We start from the raw sequence: 17,923 nt of genomic DNA, 5'->3' as shown, positions 1-17,923 counted from the left end.
CTTGTAATCAGTGCGAAGAAAAAAAGATAAAAAAATAGTTAAGAAAAGGTTAGGATTGTACTCGAGAAAAAGTTTAAACCCGAAGGTTCACTTCGGGTTTTTTTATGTTTAAAAGTTTGTATTTGCTTATTTGTAAATTTTAACAAGAAAGGCAGAAATCTTATATCCAAGTTAACAAAATTCAAGCGTATATTTGAAACAGTTAATAGCAGTAAATTTTCCAAATTAAGGAAAGGGTAAAAATTTTAAAGGCCGAATTTCTCATTTTTTCGGCCTTTTTTTATGCTCAAAAGTGAAGCATAAACTTTAACAAGAAAGGCAAAAATATTGTATCCAACTTAACAAGATTCAAACGTATATTTGATGTTAGTTAATAGCAGTAAATTTCCAAATTAAGGAAAAGGGTAAAAATTAAAAGGTCGGTTCTATCTCATTCCGACCTTTTTTTATGGTAAAATATGTAAATTTTAACATAATTGGTAAAAAAGTTGTAATCATTTTAACAAACGATAGTTGTATATTTGTAATGGTTAATAGCAGTAATTTTTTCTACTCGAGAAAAAGTTTGAAAAGCCGAAGCTCATAGACTTCGGCTTTTTGCATTTTATAAAGTTTCTATTCTAATAAAAATCGTTAGAAACATTAAGAAATTCCATTCAATAGTTCTAACGCACGTGTAATGGTTTTTACATTTTCAAAAGTCAGTAATAATCGTAAACCACTCTTGGTTTGTTTTTCCTTCATTTTGCAAATATTCCCATTTTGTTGTACATATTGCAGTACTTTCATAAAACGATTACTCTGATAAAAATTACTTTGTTGGTCACCAATAAAATAACCAATCATTTTTCCTTGTTTTATCACTACTTTTTCAATTCCCATAGCAGTAGCTTTCCATTTCAACCGCACACTGTTTAGTAAAGCTACAGCGGGTTTCGGTAAAGGACCAAAACGATCTATTAACTTTTGTTCGAACAAAACTAAATTAGCCTCGTCTTTTATAAGGTTTAATTCATTATACAAATTCAAACGTTCTGTAATGTTATTGATATATTCATCGGGAAAAAGAATCTCAAAATCAGTATCAATTTGAATGTCTTTTACATATTCTTTCGTCTCTACATCATTATCTTCTGGATATAATTCCGCAAATTCATTTTCTTTTAATTCTTCTATGGCTTCGTTCATGATTTTCTGATAGGTGTCAAATCCTATTTCATTGATAAAACCACTTTGTTCACCGCCTAATAAATCACCAGCACCTCTAATTTCTAAATCTTTCATAGCAATATTAAAACCACTTCCTAACTCACTGAATTGTTCTAAAGCTTGGATTCGTTTTCTAGCATCATCGGTCATGGCTGAATAAGGTGGTGTGATGAAATAACAAAAGGCTTTTTTATTACTTCTTCCTACGCGACCTCTCATTTGATGTAAGTCCGATAAACCAAAATTGTTGGCATTATTAATGAAAATCGTATTGGCGTTGGGTACATCTAAACCACTTTCAATAATAGTGGTGGCAACTAAAACATCAAATTCACCTTCCATAAAGGAAAGCATTAACTCTTCCAGTTTTTTACCATCCATTTGACCATGACCAATACCTACTTTGGCTCCTGGAACCAAACGCTGAATCATTCCAGCCACTTCTTTGATGTTTTCTATCCGATTATTGATGAAAAATACTTGTCCGCCTCGCTCAATTTCATAAGAAATCCCATCACGAATTACTTCTTCGTTAAAAGAAACAACCTGTGTTTCAATTGGATATCGATTGGGTGGCGGTGTTGTAATAACGGATAAGTCTCGAGCAGCCATCAAAGAAAACTGCAAAGTTCTTGGAATTGGCGTTGCTGTTAAGGTTAACGTATCTACTGTTTCAGAAATGGTTTTTAATTTGTCCTTTACGTTTACACCAAATTTTTGTTCTTCATCAATAATCAATAAACCTAAATCTTTAAATTTTACATTTTTATTGACCAATTGATGCGTACCAATAAGAATATCTAAAGTGCCTTCTTCTAATTCTTTTAAGGTTTCTGCTTTTTGTTTGGCAGTTCTAAAACGGTTAAGATACCCTACTTTTACGGGTAAATCTTTTAAACGTTCAGAAAAAGTTCGAAAATGTTGATAGGCTAAAATAGTAGTGGGAACAAGAACGGCCACTTGCTTACTATTGTCCACTGCTTTAAATGCAGCTCTAATAGCAACTTCTGTTTTACCAAAACCAACATCACCACAAACCAAACGATCCATAGGTTTGTCGCTTTCCATGTCCATTTTTACATCATTGGTAGCGGTTACCTGATCGGGTGTATCTTCATATATAAAAGAGCTTTCTAACTCTTTTTGTAAATAACTATCGGGTGCAAAGGCATAACCTTTTTCTAGTTTTCTTTTCGCATATAACTGAATTAAATTAAAGGCAATATGTTTGACTCTTGCTTTAGTTTTTTGTTTTAAAGCTTTCCAAGCATTGCTCCCTAATTTGTAAATTTTGGGTGGTGCGCCATCTTTACCGTTGTATTTTGAAATTTTATGCAGGGAGTGGATACTCACATAAACAATATCATTATCAGCATACACTAACTTTATAGCTTCTTGTTTTTTGCCTTCAACATCAATTTTTTGTAAGCCACCAAATTTTCCAATTCCATGATCAATATGTGTTACATAATCACCTACTGATAATGAGGTTAATTCTTTAAGCGTAATGGTTTGCTTTTTAGAATAGCCGTTTTTAATGTTGAACTTATGATAACGTTCAAAAATTTGATGATCGGTATAACAAGCAATTTGTAACTCTTCATCAATAAATCCTTGGTATAAAGGGAAAACAACTGTTTTATATTGTTTTCGAGTCGCTTCATGATGTTCAGAATCAATATCTTCAAAAATATCATGAAAACGGTTGGCTTGATTTTCATTGGCACAAAACAAATAGTTGGCAATATGATGCGCGTGATTATCACTTAGATTATGTAATAATAAATCAAACTGTTTGTTGAATGAGGGTTGGGGTTGAATATGAAATTCAAAAGTCTTCGAAGTTTTAAACAAGGGTTTCGAATGAAGCTCCACTATTGAGAAGTCCAATGCTTTATGTAAAAACTGTTTTTCATTTACAAACAATTCTTCAGGGGTAGCGTGTTTAATATCGCTTGATAATTTATCAAAAGCTTCACTTGCTTTGTCAAACAATTTATTCAATTGTTGGCCTAATAGTTCGGTGTTTTGAATAAACAGAACGGTTTTTTCATTAATATATTCTAAAAAGCTTTCTCTACTTTCTTGTAATAATTTATTCTCAACATTGGGAATGATACTAATTTTTTTTAGTTTTTCTACTGATAATTGGGTTTCCACATCAAAACTTCGAATGCTGTCTACTTCATTACCAAAAAATTCTATTCGATACGGATGATCGTTAGAGAATGAAAATACGTCGACGATTCCTCCACGAACTGAAAATTCTCCAGGTTCGGTTACAAAATCTACGCGTTTAAAATTATATTCAAAGAGGGTTTCATTGATGAAATCGATAGAAACTTTATCGTTAACACTAAGTTTTAAAGTGTTTTTTTCAAGTTCTCTTCGCGTAACCACTTTTTCAAAAATAGCATCTACATACGAAACAATAAGGGCCGGTTTTTTACGAGAGTTAATTCGGTTTAAAACTTCCGCTCTTAAAAGAATGTTTGCATTATCGGTTTCTTCTATCTGATAGGGTCTTCTATAGGAACCAGGGTAGAATAATACATCTTGATCATTAATTAAATGCTCTAAGTCATTTAAATAATACGCAGCTTCTTCTTTATCATTAAAAAGGAGTAAAAAAGGCACTTCTGATTTTTTAAACAAGGCGTCAATTACAAAAGAAAAGGAAGAGCCTATAAGTCCTGTAACATGTATCTTAGAGTGATGGGTAATAGATTCAGAAATTTGAGAAATTTTAGGAAGTCTCTCATATTTTTGGATTATTTCAGAAGCTTTCAAGATGAATCAGTTTGTTTTAAATTAAAAGATTATTCTTTAGTTATGGTATCAGTTGCTTTATTTTTATCGTTTTCAATAATTTCTTCTTGAAATTTTTTATTGGCTAAACGGGTGGTATCCAAAGCACGAATCATATCGTCTTCTCCTACTTCTTTAGGAATTGCTTTTTTAATAAAGACTTCATCCCATTGGGTGTAAACCCCTTTTATTTCTTCATTAATTTCATCAATTAGAGTCACTACTTTTTTTTCTGGAATTTCATCAAGATGAATATAAGTGTCTAATGATTTAATCTTTGTATTTAAAGTTACCAATCGACTTCTCACTTGAGGAATATCGAAAGTTTCAGGGACAGTAGTGCTTAAACTATCGGCTCTTTTGGAAACATTTTTTGCTTTTAACTGAAACGCTAACAACGAAGTTTTAGGTTTTTCTTGAAGTTCTCTTTTAAACTGTTCCCAATGTTTCCATCCGTCAATGGTTTTGTTTACTTCTGGTCTAGGTTCTGGAAAAACAAATTGCCATTTTTTAGAAATCGTTTCAAAAACAGCTTCTTTTTTTTCTGCTAATTTTAAAGATTCTTCGTTTTGTTTTGAAAAATCATCGCAGGAAAGTAAACTTAGAGATAAGATAAGTGCAACTAGGTATTTCATTTTCATTTGTAATTAAAGCAAAAATACTAATGTTTGTTCAAACTTGGATTTATTTAGGTATTTTCTTAACATTTCACTGCTAAATAATTTCTCAAAAATGAATACGTCGTCCTTACGAAAACCTTATATTTGTTCTCAAATTTCATTTAAAGCATGGATACAAAAATTTTAATCATTGGTGCTTGTGGACAAATTGGCACAGAACTTACTGCAAAATTAAGAGCTACTTATGGGGTGGACAATGTTGTGGCATCAGATATTCGAAAATTAGAGAATGAGGTAGTGAACAATGGTTTGTTTGAAGTAGTAAATGCTTTAGATTACAATCAAATTGAACATTTAATTGAGAAATATAAAATAACCGATGTGTATTTAATGGCAGCATTACTTTCTGCAACTGCCGAAAAAAATCCTGCATTTGCTTGGGACTTAAATATGAATTCGTTGTTTCATGTGCTCAACTTAGCAAAAGCTGGAAAAATCAAAAAGATATTTTGGCCTTCTAGTATTGCCGTTTTTGGACCTACAACTCCTGCTAAAAACACACCGCAATATACTATTATGGAACCGACAACAGTATATGGTATTTCAAAACAAACAGGGGAAAGATGGTGTGAATACTACCATAACCAATATGGTGTAGATGTAAGAAGTATTCGTTATCCAGGTTTAATTAGTTGGAGTACAGAACCGGGTGGAGGAACCACCGATTATGCGGTTGATATTTACCACAAAGCCATTACAGAAGGCAAGTTTACCAGTTTCCTTTCCGAAAATACAGGCTTGCCAATGATGTACATGGACGATGCTATTAAAGCAACCATCAGTATTATGCAGGCACCAAGCGAACAAATAAAAATTCGTTCTTCTTATAACTTAGCTGCCATGAGCTTTACTCCCAAAGAAATTGCAGCTGAAATCAAAAAACATTATCCAAATTTCACCATCGATTATGCACCCGATTTTAGACAGAAAATCGCGGATAGCTGGCCAGAAAGTATTGATGATACAAGAGCTAGAGAAGATTGGGGATGGAAGAATGATTACGACATGGAGAACATGACGGTGGAAATGTTAGAAATGCTTACAAAAAATGTTTATTAGTTAAATTATTGTTTTTTTGGTTGTTGTGCATACTAAACACCTACTTTTATAGTTTAGCTATCAGAAAACAAACAAACAAACAAACAAAAAAACAAACAACATGAAACCACCTTTACTATGGAAGCGCTTCTTTGCGTTTGCAATGCTTCTTTCTATGTATTGGGTTACAGCCCAAACCCAACCTTTTCCTGCTAATCTTACTTTTTCTAATGGTTTAATGCCAACCAATAAAAATGATGCGGATGCAAGCAGTAGTTATACGACTTGGAAAACCAACTTTATCGAGTCTTGTTCCAATGGGCGTTACAGAGTGCGATTTGATAATCCGAATGAAACGGTTTCGGAAGGAATAGGCTACGGCATGTTACTAACAGCTTATAAAGCCGATCAAGCTACTTTTGATGGGTTGTGGAATTATTACAAAGACAATAGGAATTCGAATGGCGTTATGAATTGGAAGATTCAAGGTTGTTCTGTTGCAACACTTGGACAAAATGGAGCAACCGATGCAGAATTAGATGCTGCTATGGCACTTATTGTTGCCGATTACCAATGGGGAAGTCTTGGAACAATTAATTATCGAAGCGATGCGGAAGCTTTAATTGCAGCTATAAAAGCGCATGAAATTGAAGCCAATACCTATGTTTTAAAACCAGGGGACATGTTTGGTGGGAGTTCGCTTACCAATCCTTCTTATTTTGCACCGGCTTATTACAAAGCTTTTGGTGCGTTTACCAATGATACTGCTTTTTGGAATGCAGTGGTATCCAATGCGTATGCCGTTATCAATGCCAATTTAACTCAAAATAATGCAGTTGGAGGTTTGGTTTCCGATTGGTGTGCCGCTTCTGGAGCCTATTCTGCTCAAAGTAATGGCTATCATGCGCAAGGGCATACTTATTATTATGATGCTGCTAGAACGCCTTGGCGTATTGCGGTGGATTATTTATGGTATGGTGATACTTCTGGGAAAGTATATGCTAAAAAATGTTCCGATTTTGTACGCGTAACTTTGGGAGGAACGGCTAATATTAAAGACGGCTACAATCAAAATGGAACCGTTACAGGACAATATCACAATGCTACTTTTGTGGGTGCTTTTGCTTGTGCGGCTATGGCTGGAGAAGACCAAGCGCACTTAGATGCTTCGTATACCGATTTGAAGAATTTAAATGAACCCAACGCATATTTCAATCAAACGTTAAAAACCTTGTACCAATTCCTGTTAACGGGTAACTTTTATTTGCCTGCTAATGCGACACTTTCAAATACAACTTTTACTACGAATACGAATGAGGTTGTGGTATATCCAAATCCTTCGCATGGAATTTTTACCGTAGTTGCAACAGAAACGACTCAAGTTACGATTACCAATATGCAAGGAAAAATTGTTTTAGAAACACCAATCCAAATAGGCAACAATCTCGTAGATATGAGTCAGCAAGCGCAAGGCGTTTATTGTATGAAAATAACACAGCAAGGACAACCAATCTTTAAAAAGATGGTCCTGCATTAAAAATACATCCTTATTTACAAAGGACACTCGAGCAGGAAGAGGGACCTGTTATAATCCTCATCTCAAAATTACTTAGTATAACCGTCTATTAAAGCATCCTCTATGGGTGCTTTAATTTTTATAGCTGCATCCACTTGGTCGTTTGGAACAGTCATAGACAAGACATAATGTTTGATTTTCCAAGCTTTACCTTCTTTAACCAAAACACCACTTCCTCTACAAATTTTCATTTGGGTATTTAATAATTCGTCAAACCAAGCCGTTTTACCATCTTTCGAAACAAAAATATGTCTTTCCAATGGTGTAAAACTCCACGCTTTTCCTTTATCGAAATAGGGTTTTGCAAAAGCGATAAATTCTTTTTTGTCCCAATTCTCGGTAGCATCGGTTCCAATGAAAATGGATTCATCAGCCATAGCATTGAAGTAAGCGTCAAATTGCGCTTTCGCTGCAGCTTGATGCCAAGCATCTAATAAAGCATGTATCGTTGCTTTTTCTTTTTCCTGATGTTGAGCCACTACAAAAGAGGTAAAGCAAAGAAGTAGGAGTATTTTTTTCATAAGGATGTATGGTTTTGTGCTATAAAAATAGTAAAAAGAAGGCAGTTATCCATCTCTTATTTTACAGTTACTTTTCCTTCTAAAAATGGTTCCTTATGTTGTACTCGACTTTAATATGGCTTTAATAAGGCTTTGATACGGCTTAGTAGCTTTTTATAAACCAATCTTTTTTTAGCTGTCCCTTAGAATTTTTCACCATGTTGGGATTGGTCTAATCCTATTTCTTCTGATTCTTCTGTAACTCTTAAAGGAATAATCGCATTGGTAAATTTAAACAACAAATACGCGCCTCCAAAAGTAAAAATAGAAACCAAAAGTAAAGCAGTCATATGATGTGCAAAAACACCCCAACCGCCATGTAGTAAACTGGCATCTTCGCCATGTGCAAAAATAGCGGTTAAAATCATTCCCATAATACCACCTACACCATGACAAGCAAATACATCTAGAGTATCGTCAATTTCTTTTAGACGTTTCCAATACACCATTTTATTGGATACAATAGCACCTATAAAACCAAAGAAAATACTTTCTGGAATGGTCACAAAACCTGCAGCGGGGGTGATGACTACTAAACCTACCACGGCTCCAATACAAGCTCCTAATGCAGATACTTTTCTTCCGTTGATGCGATCAAAAAAGATCCAAGTAATCATAGCTGAGGCAGAAGCAATAGTAGTGGTTGCAAAAGCCATGGCAGCTGTACCATTAGCAGCTAAAGCCGAACCCGCATTAAAACCAAACCAACCAAACCAAAGCAATCCAGTACCTAAAACTACAAAAGGAATATTGGTAGGAATATGTTCGTTGTTTTTGCGTTTTCCTAAAACAATTACTCCCGCTAAAGCGGCAAAACCCGCACTCATGTGCACCACCGTTCCACCAGCAAAATCTTTAACACCAAAAAAACTACCCAATAAACCATTCGGATGCCAAATCATATGACACAGGGGAGCATAGATGATTAAAGTAAACAAACAAATGAATAATAAAAAAGAGATAAAACGGATACGTTCTGCTAAAGCACCTGTAATAATTGCAGGTGTAATAACGGCAAACTTCATTTGGAACAAGGCAAATAAAATAAAAGGAATACTCGCTCCTAAACTTGAATGCGGTAGTACTTCCACTTGGTCAAAAAATAAAAAATCCAAGGGATTCCCAATGATACCATAGGTTTGGTCTCCAATTGTAATTCCGATACTATCTCCAAATGACAAACTAAAACCAACAGTTACCCAAAGCAAGCTAATTACGCCTAAACAAATAAAGCTTTTCAACATGGTCGAAATCACATTTTTTCTCCCCACCATACCACCATAAAAAAAGGAAAGTCCGGGTGTCATTAATAGTACCAAACAAGAAGCGGTTAATAACCAAGCCACGTCGGCAAAATTAATAGCAGTTGTGTCTAAGAATTGATTGGAAACAGCTGCTGGTTGGTGTGACCAAAATAAAGAAGTCAGTGCAATAAGTACAATAATTACAAAAGAGGCAATCCAGCGTTTTTCTAGTGTCATTTTTATGTTATTTGATAGTTAACCCTATTTTTTGAGTAGTAAAAATATAAAAATACTCATTTTAAAGAAACGATACCCTTTAAAAAAAGACGACTATTTTAAATAATTATTGTTTTAATAAAATAAAGTCTTTATTTTGAGAAATCCTCATTTTGAAAACCTTACTTTCTGTTGAAAAAGTAGTTTTATCAAAATAAGCCCTTAAACTTCAATACGTTATTGTTTCTATTTGTGAGCCATTGGTACAAAAAAACATCCCAAAGCATCGAAGGGATACTAGGGATGTTTTCACAAATTAAAATTTAAAAAATAGGAGTTGTATTGTGGGTTGAAATATTCCTTTTCTCGATACGCTAGTATCCCTAAAATTAAGGGATACTAGCACTCGTAATGACGGAATTATTTCCTAACTAAAATTTGTTCTATTCTAGGAATGTAAATAATGGTTTCAAAATCTTTTATTGCTTGATTATTTTAACCGTGGTTTGTTGGCCATCAGCTGTAATTTTCGCGAGATACATCCCTTTGGTATAACTTGCTAAATTCAATACCGTCTGACTTTCCTGAGGTACACGTATTTCTTGTAGTTTTTTGCCTAAAACATCATAGATGGCAACCTGTTCGATTCTTTGAGTAGTTGTCATTGCAATCGTAACATTATCTTGAGTAGGATTTGGATACAACGTATACGCTAAAGACTCAAAAGAAGTGGTTTTTAAAGTCGATACAGTATTGGCAATAGTTGTTAGTAACGAATACTGATTGAATGCATCTTGACCCAGTTCCCAAATCATCATACCGCCTAAACCTTCGTTATAAGCAAGCGTTACCTTGTCAGCCATCGTAGGACGACCGTTATAATATTCGTTATAGCCATTTGGATCGTTACCAATTTGGTCCACATCGGCATTGGCAGGATTGGCAGCCACAATTTCGCTGTAATTTCTATCCGGTCCTGCCGTAGTGGAATTTATAAAAGAGTGACTGTAAAAAGGCACCCCTAAATTCAGTTTGTCAGCTGTAACATATGATTTCCAAAAAGTAATCGCACTTTGCGCTTGTGCATACGAACTGTGTTGGCCTGGATTGCTCGGTTGCCAAGGACCCGTATAATCATACGCCATGATATTGATAAAATCGAAAGCAGCCAAAGCTTGCGGTGTAATTACACTAAATAGCGTGCCACCCGGTAAAGCAGCTGTCATTAATTTGTTTTCAGCATCTAGAGCTGCTTTTAATTCTAGTACGAACGGACTGTAATTGTTGTTCGCTGCAAAATCCCATTCCAAATCCACATCGATACCTGCGATATTATTGGTTACCGTATAATTCACCAATTGCGTAATAAATGACGCACGCGAACTAGAAGAAGCCAAGACCGCATTCCAGTTGGTCACATTCACCACACCACCACCAATAGACAGTAAGATTTGGATACTTGGATTAGAGGAAGCGATGGCATTTTTTAGAGGTGTAATATCGGTTACCACCAAATTTCCATAAGCATCGGGATTTCCAAAAGAATAGTTCACATGAGTGATTTTCGTAAAATCGATTTGGTTAACCGCATACAAGCGATAATCGGGTACGTAGCCAATCACGCGAGTCGTTTGAGCCGTTAGTAAAGAGCTTCCTAAAAGGAATAGCAAAGCGGCTCTTTTTTTCAAAAAAATAATTGTAGTTGTCAGCATGTTTGTTTTGTTTGTGAGTAGTAAGCATTACTATGTTTGTTGCTTCAAACATAAACAGAATGTAGGGATTAAAAAAATATTTTAAACGAATGGCTATTTTTGATAAACGAACAGCAGTTTTTGAAGGGTGAAAGGAAAGATAGGTATTCGTTACTTAATTGGGTTGAAAGTATATTAAGTTTTGTTTTCTACAAATTAAGTTCGGTTTAAACCAAATCAAATTCGGTTTATTATGAATTAAGTTTTGTTTAATGCGAATTAAGTTTGGTTTAATGTGAATCAAGTTTTGTTTAATACAAATTAAGTTTGGTTTAATGTGAATTAAGTTTTGTTTAATACAAATTAAGTTTGGTTTAATGTGAATTAAGTTTTGTTTAATACAAATTAAGTTTGGTTTAATGCGAATTAGATTTGGTTTAATATGAATCGAATTGATAATAAGCAAAAAGACAAGTTTTAATTTTAATACATAAATGTTTGTTAAAATGATTTTTTTGGCACAGCAATTGGATTGCGTAAAGTAAGTAAAAAACCAAATGTTGAATTTAAAACTTTAAAAGATGTCACGTAGAAAATTAGCGCGAGTTTTAGACCTTGAGAAGGGAATTACTCGATTATCAGCAGTAAGAAGTATTGATGCTTCTTTAGATTTAGGAAATGGTATTACGGTTCCTAATTATGAAACCGAACTTAATGCGATGTCTAGCAAATTAAGTGCTTACAACACGGCCTTGAGTACCATTGACAATTTGTATAATGATTGTATCGCACAAATTGCAGTATTAAAAGACTGGAACGAACGCATTTTAACAGGAGTAGCCACTAAGTTTGGTAAAAACAGTTCTGAATATGAAATGGCTGGTGGAAAGAGAAAAAGTGAACGCAGAAAACCGACTTCTAAAAAGTAACGCATGAAAAATTGGATTTAAAAGCCATCAGGTGTAAGCTTGGTGGTTTTTTTGTGAATGGTTATATATGTTATTCTTTAAGCTCTTTTATTTTTTTAATTAAATCCTCAACCTCATTTAAATATTTTATTTTAAATTCAGATTATGGATGAATCTCTAATTCTTGAATATTTCTTTTATAATAATTTAATGATTCTAAAATTATTCCTATTTCATTTTCAGTAAAGTTTTTCATATTTCCTAGTTTGTGAAATCATGTTCAAATGCATTTCGTGAAAGGTATTGCATAAACTGCTGTAATAAGTCATCAGAATATGGCGATTTATAATGAGAAACTCTTTTTAATTTAAACTTGAATATTTTTGTTCCAAAATCATAAATATCAGGTCCATTAATTTTTAAATCTTTTAAACATTCAGGTGCATATATAAAAGTCTTTAATGAATTATAATCATTGCTATTGTTTGGTATAGTATGAGTTGCTTTTAAGTTATTAAAATTAATTAGCCCTTTTTCAAACTTTTGGAATTCTTTATGTATATAAGTATATCTTTTTAACCATGGGAAATGGATTAACTCATTTTTGTAATTTTCAATTTTCATATCAATTACAGCTTCTCCTGTTTCATTAAAAACAACTAAATCAATTAAGTCAAGAGAAGCAATTTTGAAATTTGAAAAATCTACGTATTTAATTTTTCCAGTCAAGCCTGGTGATTCGATTTTAACATTTGTAACAGAGTTCAGTTTGCTAATATCTCCTTCACGTATTGGAACTAAAACTGCTTTTTTATAATCATAAGCTCTTTTTCCTTCTAAAGGATATTTTGCTCTAATTGCTAGATTGCAAGGCTGAACAAGTAAAATGTATTCTTTGTTGTTAATAGAAAATATATCTCCATTACTTACTGGAAAATGTAAAGGATTTAAAATATTTCTATTTAAGTATAATTCACTTTTTCTTAAATCAAATAATTGCTGATTAATTTCTAAATTGTTGTAACCAGTTTCAATTGCATCAACAGACCTAATTTTTTTAATCCCATCAGTAAAGGACGCTCTATTGGCTTCAATTGAAATATTATTTAAATTCTCCTCTTTTAAAATAATATTAAACAGTCTAAACAAAGTGTTAATCTCCCAAATTCCTTCTTTTAATGAAGATTTTTGAATAATTTGATTAAAAGTTTTAGGGGAAACTTTTGAAATCTTATCGATTGCTTGAGTTAATGAAGCTTTGAATGATTCAATTGATTTTTGTTTTAAATCTTCAACATATGGAAGTAATATTAAGTTTTTTATACCTTCAGCAAAAGCAGAAATCTTAGGGTCAAAAGCAAATCTATTTTTTGAAATAGTATAAAACTGCTTTTCAGGCAATCCTTTTGTTGTAATGTATTCTTGTCTTTTATCGTCTTCTTCTTCAATCGAAAAAAGATGAGAAAACACACCACAAATACATTTTGAATTATGTTCACTATCCAATAAATGCTTTGCTAAATCTAATCCATCTCTACCGTCTTCTAATTTTGCTCCATTGGTAAATTCTATATCGAATAAACATAGTAGCTTATTCCCTTCTTCTAATTCTTTGAAAATTTTATAATCATCTGCAATCCATTCTTTTGGACTAAATAATCTAATTTTTTCTTTAAGAAGTTCTTCTATTTCTAATGCAGGAATTGTGTTAGAATCATTATTATAAATTGATAGCCTATGAAAATAATCTTTTTTTTCAGGTTCAGAACTTTTGTCCCATAAATCAGAAATATATTGTTCAAATCTTTGTTTTGGCTTTATTGTCCAATCAATAAAATTTAACTCTTGTGGTTTATCTTCCTCATCATAAATTGAATTTATACTTCCTGTAAAGTTTGGTTTTGAGGAATCGATATCTGCTCTGTCATCGATATAGCATATTAGGGAAATATTTTCAGATTGCATAAAACTCTCGATAGAATCTGTTGCAGTCTTCTTTTGTGAAGAATTATCTGTTTCAATTGGATTAATTATATCCGTTAGATTTTGGCTATTATGTAGTGTTTTATCATTCATAATTTATTCAATAATATTTGATAGGTTAATAGCAAATATGTATTTTCTGTTCAATTTATTTTTTTCAGGCTCTAATGTAATTGAACATCCTGATGAATCGAGAAGTTGCTGAACAATAAATAGTCCTAAACCTCTACCTTTTCCTTTTGGTTTTGTCGTAACAAAAGGCTCGAAAATTTGATTTTCAATAGAAGGTGTTATGCCATAACCATTATCTGAAATATAAACCCAAGGACTATCTATTGTAATTGAGATTTCAGGTTTAAAATTAGGCTCATTTTGTTTTTTTTCAATCAACCAGAATTCTGAATTATTTAAAAGATTATCAACTATTTGAATGAATTTACCTTTATTAATTTTTATTGAAAAATTATTAATTGTTTTAATAGAAAAATCTATTTCGTTCTTCTTAAACCTATTTGAATAATATTCTTTTTCCTCAAGAAATAAATTTGATAAGGAAATACTATTTCTTTTCTCTTTATTATATTTTAATGCTGGGTCTAAATGTTTTAATTGAATTTTGAGACCATTAACTGTTGAGTTAATGTATTCCATTAATACATAAATATCGGAATCTGTTAGTTGTTTGCTTTTTAATTTATTTGAATAATAAGCAGCTTTTTCAGATAACCTTTCAGCAATTGAGGCAAATTCATGACTGACTGATTCAGCAGTCAAACCTAGACTTGCTAATTCGGAAAAATCATCTAGTTGTTCTTCTAATATTCTAATTTTTGGTTCAAGAATATTTATTATATCCTTTAGATTTTTTGTTTTTTCAACTATTTTTTCAAATTTTTCAAAAACTTCCTGTACTTTTTTAAGTCTTTCAAGGAGCTTTTTCGCTTTTTCGTATTCTTTTTTATTTTCATCTGAAGAAAATAAAGGATTGTTTTCTACTTCATCGACTATAACTTCTTGTTCGCTTACGGTTTCATTTAAAACTATTTGTGTTGTAGCGACTTGGTTTATAACTGCATCTGATGAAGTACTTATACTGTTTAATTCATTAAATGATTGAGTTACTGTTTGTATACCAGTGTTTTCTGTAGCGTATTCTTTTAAAAAATCATCATATCTTCTTCGGATACTTCTTTGATATTCATTTATTTTATCTCTAATGAAATATGCTAACGAGTAAAAATTTGTTGAATATGGGTTTGATATAAAACCTTGTCTATCAGTTTTCTCTTTTAAGTTTCTATTTTCGGATTCATCTATAGCAAAATAACCTATAACGTTTGAAGGTCTAATGTCGTAAAACGTAGTTTTAGTTTGAGATTCGGATAGTTTTAACCAATCTTGTCCGTCAATACCATATGGTAAAACTGCAAAACCATTTCGGAAAATTTTTATACCAGATTGATTTTGCGCAAAAGATCTATAATTAGATAGCTGTCCAAAAATATCTTTTACTTCTTCGTTTTCACTCATCCAAGTATCAAAATTGAATTCATCAATGATGCCTTCAAAAGGTCCTGGATTAGCTTTGATTGTCTTGTCTCTATTATTATCTTGAACAACAATAGTCTGTAAACGTGGAATGTCTAATTCAAAAGAAAATGATTGCTCAAATTCTAAAAAATAGTCTTTATCTGTTGATAGTTTATATTCAGGAAATTTTACTTTCAAAAATTCTCCAAATTTTTTTCCATTGTCATGTGCCAAAAACTTAAAGAACTCCTCTTTTTTATTACCTCTAAACTTTGATAATTTAGATTTGCCTTCTATTATTAGATTTTTTCCATCAAATTTAAACTTAAATCTTGAGGTGGCTAAATCTCTTAATTGCTCATTAGATTTTTCTAAATCTATACTAATACCATTGACCGAAATGTATACTTCAAATGGTCTATTCTCTTTATAAGGTGATATTAGTTGAGATACTTGTCCTTTAAATTTTTCTAGGTTTGGTCCATTCCATGCCTCAGAGTATTTGATATTGCTTAGAATTAATTTTGTACCATTTGGCTTTTTGGGATTAAAAGTATCAGATTGTATTTTTACATGACTAAGACGTTCTTCTGTTTCAAAATCTTTCCAGTCGAAAGCTAAATGAGTTCCAGTTTTAGAATTTTCATTAGTAAATATTTCGCAAATACTTGCTAATCTTTGTGTGCTTAATCTTCCTAAACCTTTATCTCCTAAAGGCGTTCTACCTTCAGGAGTTTTACTTCCTTTTTCTTTAAATTCTCTTTTTCCAGAATATGAGATTACAAGCCACGATTTTAAAATTGTATTTTCACTCATACCAAATCCGTCATCTTCGACTACAATAAACCCATTGTGATTTGGATAAGCTAAATCTTCTTTTAGATATTGACCAGTTGTATTTATTTCAATAGTAACATAACTAGCATCTGCATCATATGAGTTTTTTATTAACTCTAATAAAGCAGTAATTTCATCAGGAACTAGTTGTTCTCCAAGTTGTTTTACAATATGTGGAGTTATATCAAATCGGTATTTATTCCCCTCAATATTTTCTTCTTTATTATATCCCATTAAAACGGTTTCTTGAATATTAAAATCTTTTCTTTACTCATGGTGTCTGAAAAGTTATTTCTGCCAGGCATTCTTTTACTAAGAATATCCCTAGCTAAATCTGTTACTAAAAACAATCCTTTACTTTCTAACAGTTCAATAAGTATTTTATCATTTTTAACTTCCTTATTATTTACATTTCTGTTCCCAATAGTCCATACATGATGAGAGTTAACATCCATTTTATCTAATACATTATCTATTGTTATATTTAAATCATTAATAAAGTTCAGCACTTTTTTTGCTTTATTTCTTTCATCCGGATTAAGAAAATTAAAATATTCTTTTAACGTTGTGGATTTTGGAAATAATTTATCTTCTAACTCTTTAGATGAAACTAAATTTTTACCACCTAAACTGTTAGAATCAATTTCATTAATCACTTTTAAATAATCTAAAGTTATCGTTTCATCAATTTCATTTACAGGAATCCATTGTAAAGGTAAATATGAAAACTGACCATAGGTTACAGTTGTATGATTATCTCCATATGGTGGCGATGTAAGAAGCAATTGAAACTTTTTATCAGTTAAAACTTTGTGCATTGAGTTACCCCATTTTACTTCAGAAGTTCTGATGTATTTGCCATTCTCTAAAAGATTTTCTTTTTCAAGCGAATTTCTAAAATCTTCAATATCAGCAATGCTTTTTTTAGATAAATTTAGAAAAGTTATTAATGGAAAAATTTTTCTGTTTTGAATTTCTTCACTTGTTCTGATGTGCATTTTGAAAGTTGATGTTCTGTCATTGCTGCAATTTCTAACTACTTCTGCTAATGCAACCCAAAAAAACTTTCTAATGTATAAATCTTTTTCAGATAAAATAGCTCTTCTCAATTTTGATAGATCTTGTTGAACTTCAAGTTTGAACCACTTCGTTATATTATTGAAATTAATGTCAACTGCATTGCCATTATCATTTTCGATAAATAGTTTTATTCTAGTAAGCGCATCATTTAATTCTTGGATATTGTAATCAGCCGTTTTAACTTGGCTTATCAATATAGATAGAGGATTTATATCTTGTCCGTACACATTAAATCCATATTTCATTCCTGCAACAAGACTATTTGCAGCTCCCATGAAAGGGTCAATTAAAGAACGGTTTTCAGGCAAAAATTTAATCATTGCTTTAATTATAGACTCTTGTACAGAAGGTACCATCATGGCAGGATAGTTAAGAATTTTTCTTACGAACTCTCTTTTATCGTGATTTTCTCCGTTAAGTATCTCTTTATCAATTGCAGCTAAAGTTTCTTCAATTGTATTTTCAATAATCATGATAAGTTTTAAAATAATTAAATTTTTATCAAAAATACAAATTTTATAGTATTCAAATTAATATTATATAAACTTAAAAATCATTTTATA

At 31.9% G+C, this 17,923-nt stretch carries 11 protein-coding genes; 3 read left to right on the top strand and 8 right to left on the bottom strand.

Annotated features, from left to right (window positions below; translation table 11 throughout):
• Positions 1-642: 642 nt before the first annotated feature.
• Both mfd and NHF47_RS00240 read right to left on the bottom strand, forming a co-directional pair.
• Positions 643-3,954 (bottom strand): transcription-repair coupling factor, encoded by a 3,312-nt coding sequence (gene mfd / locus NHF47_RS00245; protein WP_374670174.1) that lies wholly within the window; start codon positions 3,952-3,954, stop codon positions 643-645.
• A gap of 74 nt (positions 3,955-4,028) precedes the next feature.
• A complete protein-coding gene (locus NHF47_RS00240) occupies positions 4,029-4,652 on the bottom strand; it encodes a hypothetical protein (RefSeq protein WP_252763032.1) in 624 nt (207 codons plus the stop codon).
• A gap of 153 nt (positions 4,653-4,805) precedes the next feature.
• Here NHF47_RS00240 and NHF47_RS00235 point away from each other — a divergent pair, with 153 nt between their 5' ends.
• Together NHF47_RS00235 and NHF47_RS00230 are read left to right on the top strand one after the other, a co-directional pair.
• Positions 4,806-5,756, top strand: a complete 951-nt coding sequence (locus tag NHF47_RS00235; protein WP_252763031.1) for an L-threonine 3-dehydrogenase — start codon at positions 4,806-4,808, stop codon at positions 5,754-5,756.
• 100 nt (positions 5,757-5,856) lie between these two features.
• Positions 5,857-7,272, top strand: a complete 1,416-nt coding sequence (locus tag NHF47_RS00230) for a glycosyl hydrolase family 8 (RefSeq protein ID WP_252763030.1) — start codon at positions 5,857-5,859, stop codon at positions 7,270-7,272.
• 68 nt (positions 7,273-7,340) lie between these two features.
• On the opposite strand, the gene NHF47_RS00225 is transcribed toward NHF47_RS00230, so the two are convergent.
• The 3 genes from NHF47_RS00225 to NHF47_RS00215 form a co-directional block, all read right to left on the bottom strand.
• The gene (locus NHF47_RS00225; RefSeq protein ID WP_252763029.1) at positions 7,341-7,832 is read right to left on the bottom strand and encodes a nuclear transport factor 2 family protein; all 492 of its coding nucleotides are present in this window, start codon (positions 7,830-7,832) and stop codon (positions 7,341-7,343) included.
• A gap of 182 nt (positions 7,833-8,014) precedes the next feature.
• On the bottom strand, positions 8,015-9,352 hold the full coding sequence (locus NHF47_RS00220; protein ID WP_252763028.1) for an ammonium transporter: 1,338 nt from the start codon (positions 9,350-9,352) through the stop codon (positions 8,015-8,017).
• Positions 9,353-9,810: 458 nt separating this feature from the next.
• Entirely contained in the window at positions 9,811-11,019 is a 1,209-nt protein-coding gene (locus NHF47_RS00215; protein ID WP_252763027.1) for a glycosyl hydrolase family 18 protein, read from the bottom strand.
• Positions 11,020-11,603: 584 nt separating this feature from the next.
• Between NHF47_RS00215 and NHF47_RS00210 the strand changes: the two genes are divergently transcribed.
• Complete coding sequence (locus tag NHF47_RS00210) at positions 11,604-11,951, top strand: hypothetical protein (RefSeq protein WP_140998001.1); 348 nt, start codon at positions 11,604-11,606, stop codon at positions 11,949-11,951.
• Between the two features lie 240 nt (positions 11,952-12,191).
• Here NHF47_RS00210 and NHF47_RS00205 read toward each other — a convergent pair whose 3' ends face one another.
• From NHF47_RS00205 to NHF47_RS00195, 3 genes are read right to left on the bottom strand one after another with little or no spacing between them, the layout of a single operon-like run.
• Positions 12,192-14,006, bottom strand: coding sequence for a hypothetical protein (locus NHF47_RS00205; RefSeq protein WP_252763026.1), 1,815 nt, complete (start codon positions 14,004-14,006; stop codon positions 12,192-12,194).
• A 3-nt stretch (positions 14,007-14,009) separates the two neighbouring features.
• Complete coding sequence (locus NHF47_RS00200; protein ID WP_252763025.1) at positions 14,010-16,514, bottom strand: sensor histidine kinase; 2,505 nt, start codon at positions 16,512-16,514, stop codon at positions 14,010-14,012.
• Positions 16,514-17,833 (bottom strand): hypothetical protein, encoded by a 1,320-nt coding sequence (locus NHF47_RS00195; protein ID WP_252763024.1) that lies wholly within the window; start codon positions 17,831-17,833, stop codon positions 16,514-16,516. The genes NHF47_RS00200 and NHF47_RS00195 overlap by 1 nt, the downstream gene beginning before the upstream one ends.
• Positions 17,834-17,923: the final 90 nt, after the last annotated feature.

It is taken from the genome of Flavobacterium sp. NRK F7 (genome assembly GCF_024054195.1).
GTDB lineage: Bacteria > Bacteroidota > Bacteroidia > Flavobacteriales > Flavobacteriaceae > Flavobacterium.
Note: the sequence above shows the minus strand (reverse complement) of the source record. Positions and strands in the feature narration are given on the sequence as shown.

What these genes read in the sequence shown, in the direction of transcription:
- NHF47_RS00240 (WP_252763032.1), bottom strand. Translation starts at nt 4,652, where the DNA reads ATGAAATACCTAGTTGCACTTATCTTATCTCTAAGTTTACTTTCCTGC.
- NHF47_RS00235 (WP_252763031.1), top strand. Translation starts at nt 4,806, where the DNA reads ATGGATACAAAAATTTTAATCATTGGTGCTTGTGGACAAATTGGCACA.
- NHF47_RS00230 (WP_252763030.1), top strand. Translation starts at nt 5,857, where the DNA reads ATGAAACCACCTTTACTATGGAAGCGCTTCTTTGCGTTTGCAATGCTT.
- NHF47_RS00225 (WP_252763029.1), bottom strand. Translation starts at nt 7,832, where the DNA reads ATGAAAAAAATACTCCTACTTCTTTGCTTTACCTCTTTTGTAGTGGCT.
- NHF47_RS00220 (WP_252763028.1), bottom strand. Translation starts at nt 9,352, where the DNA reads ATGACACTAGAAAAACGCTGGATTGCCTCTTTTGTAATTATTGTACTT.
- NHF47_RS00210 (WP_140998001.1), top strand. Translation starts at nt 11,604, where the DNA reads ATGTCACGTAGAAAATTAGCGCGAGTTTTAGACCTTGAGAAGGGAATT.
- NHF47_RS00205 (WP_252763026.1), bottom strand. Translation starts at nt 14,006, where the DNA reads ATGAATGATAAAACACTACATAATAGCCAAAATCTAACGGATATAATT.
- NHF47_RS00200 (WP_252763025.1), bottom strand. Translation starts at nt 16,514, where the DNA reads ATGGGATATAATAAAGAAGAAAATATTGAGGGGAATAAATACCGATTT.
- NHF47_RS00195 (WP_252763024.1), bottom strand. Translation starts at nt 17,833, where the DNA reads ATGATTATTGAAAATACAATTGAAGAAACTTTAGCTGCAATTGATAAA.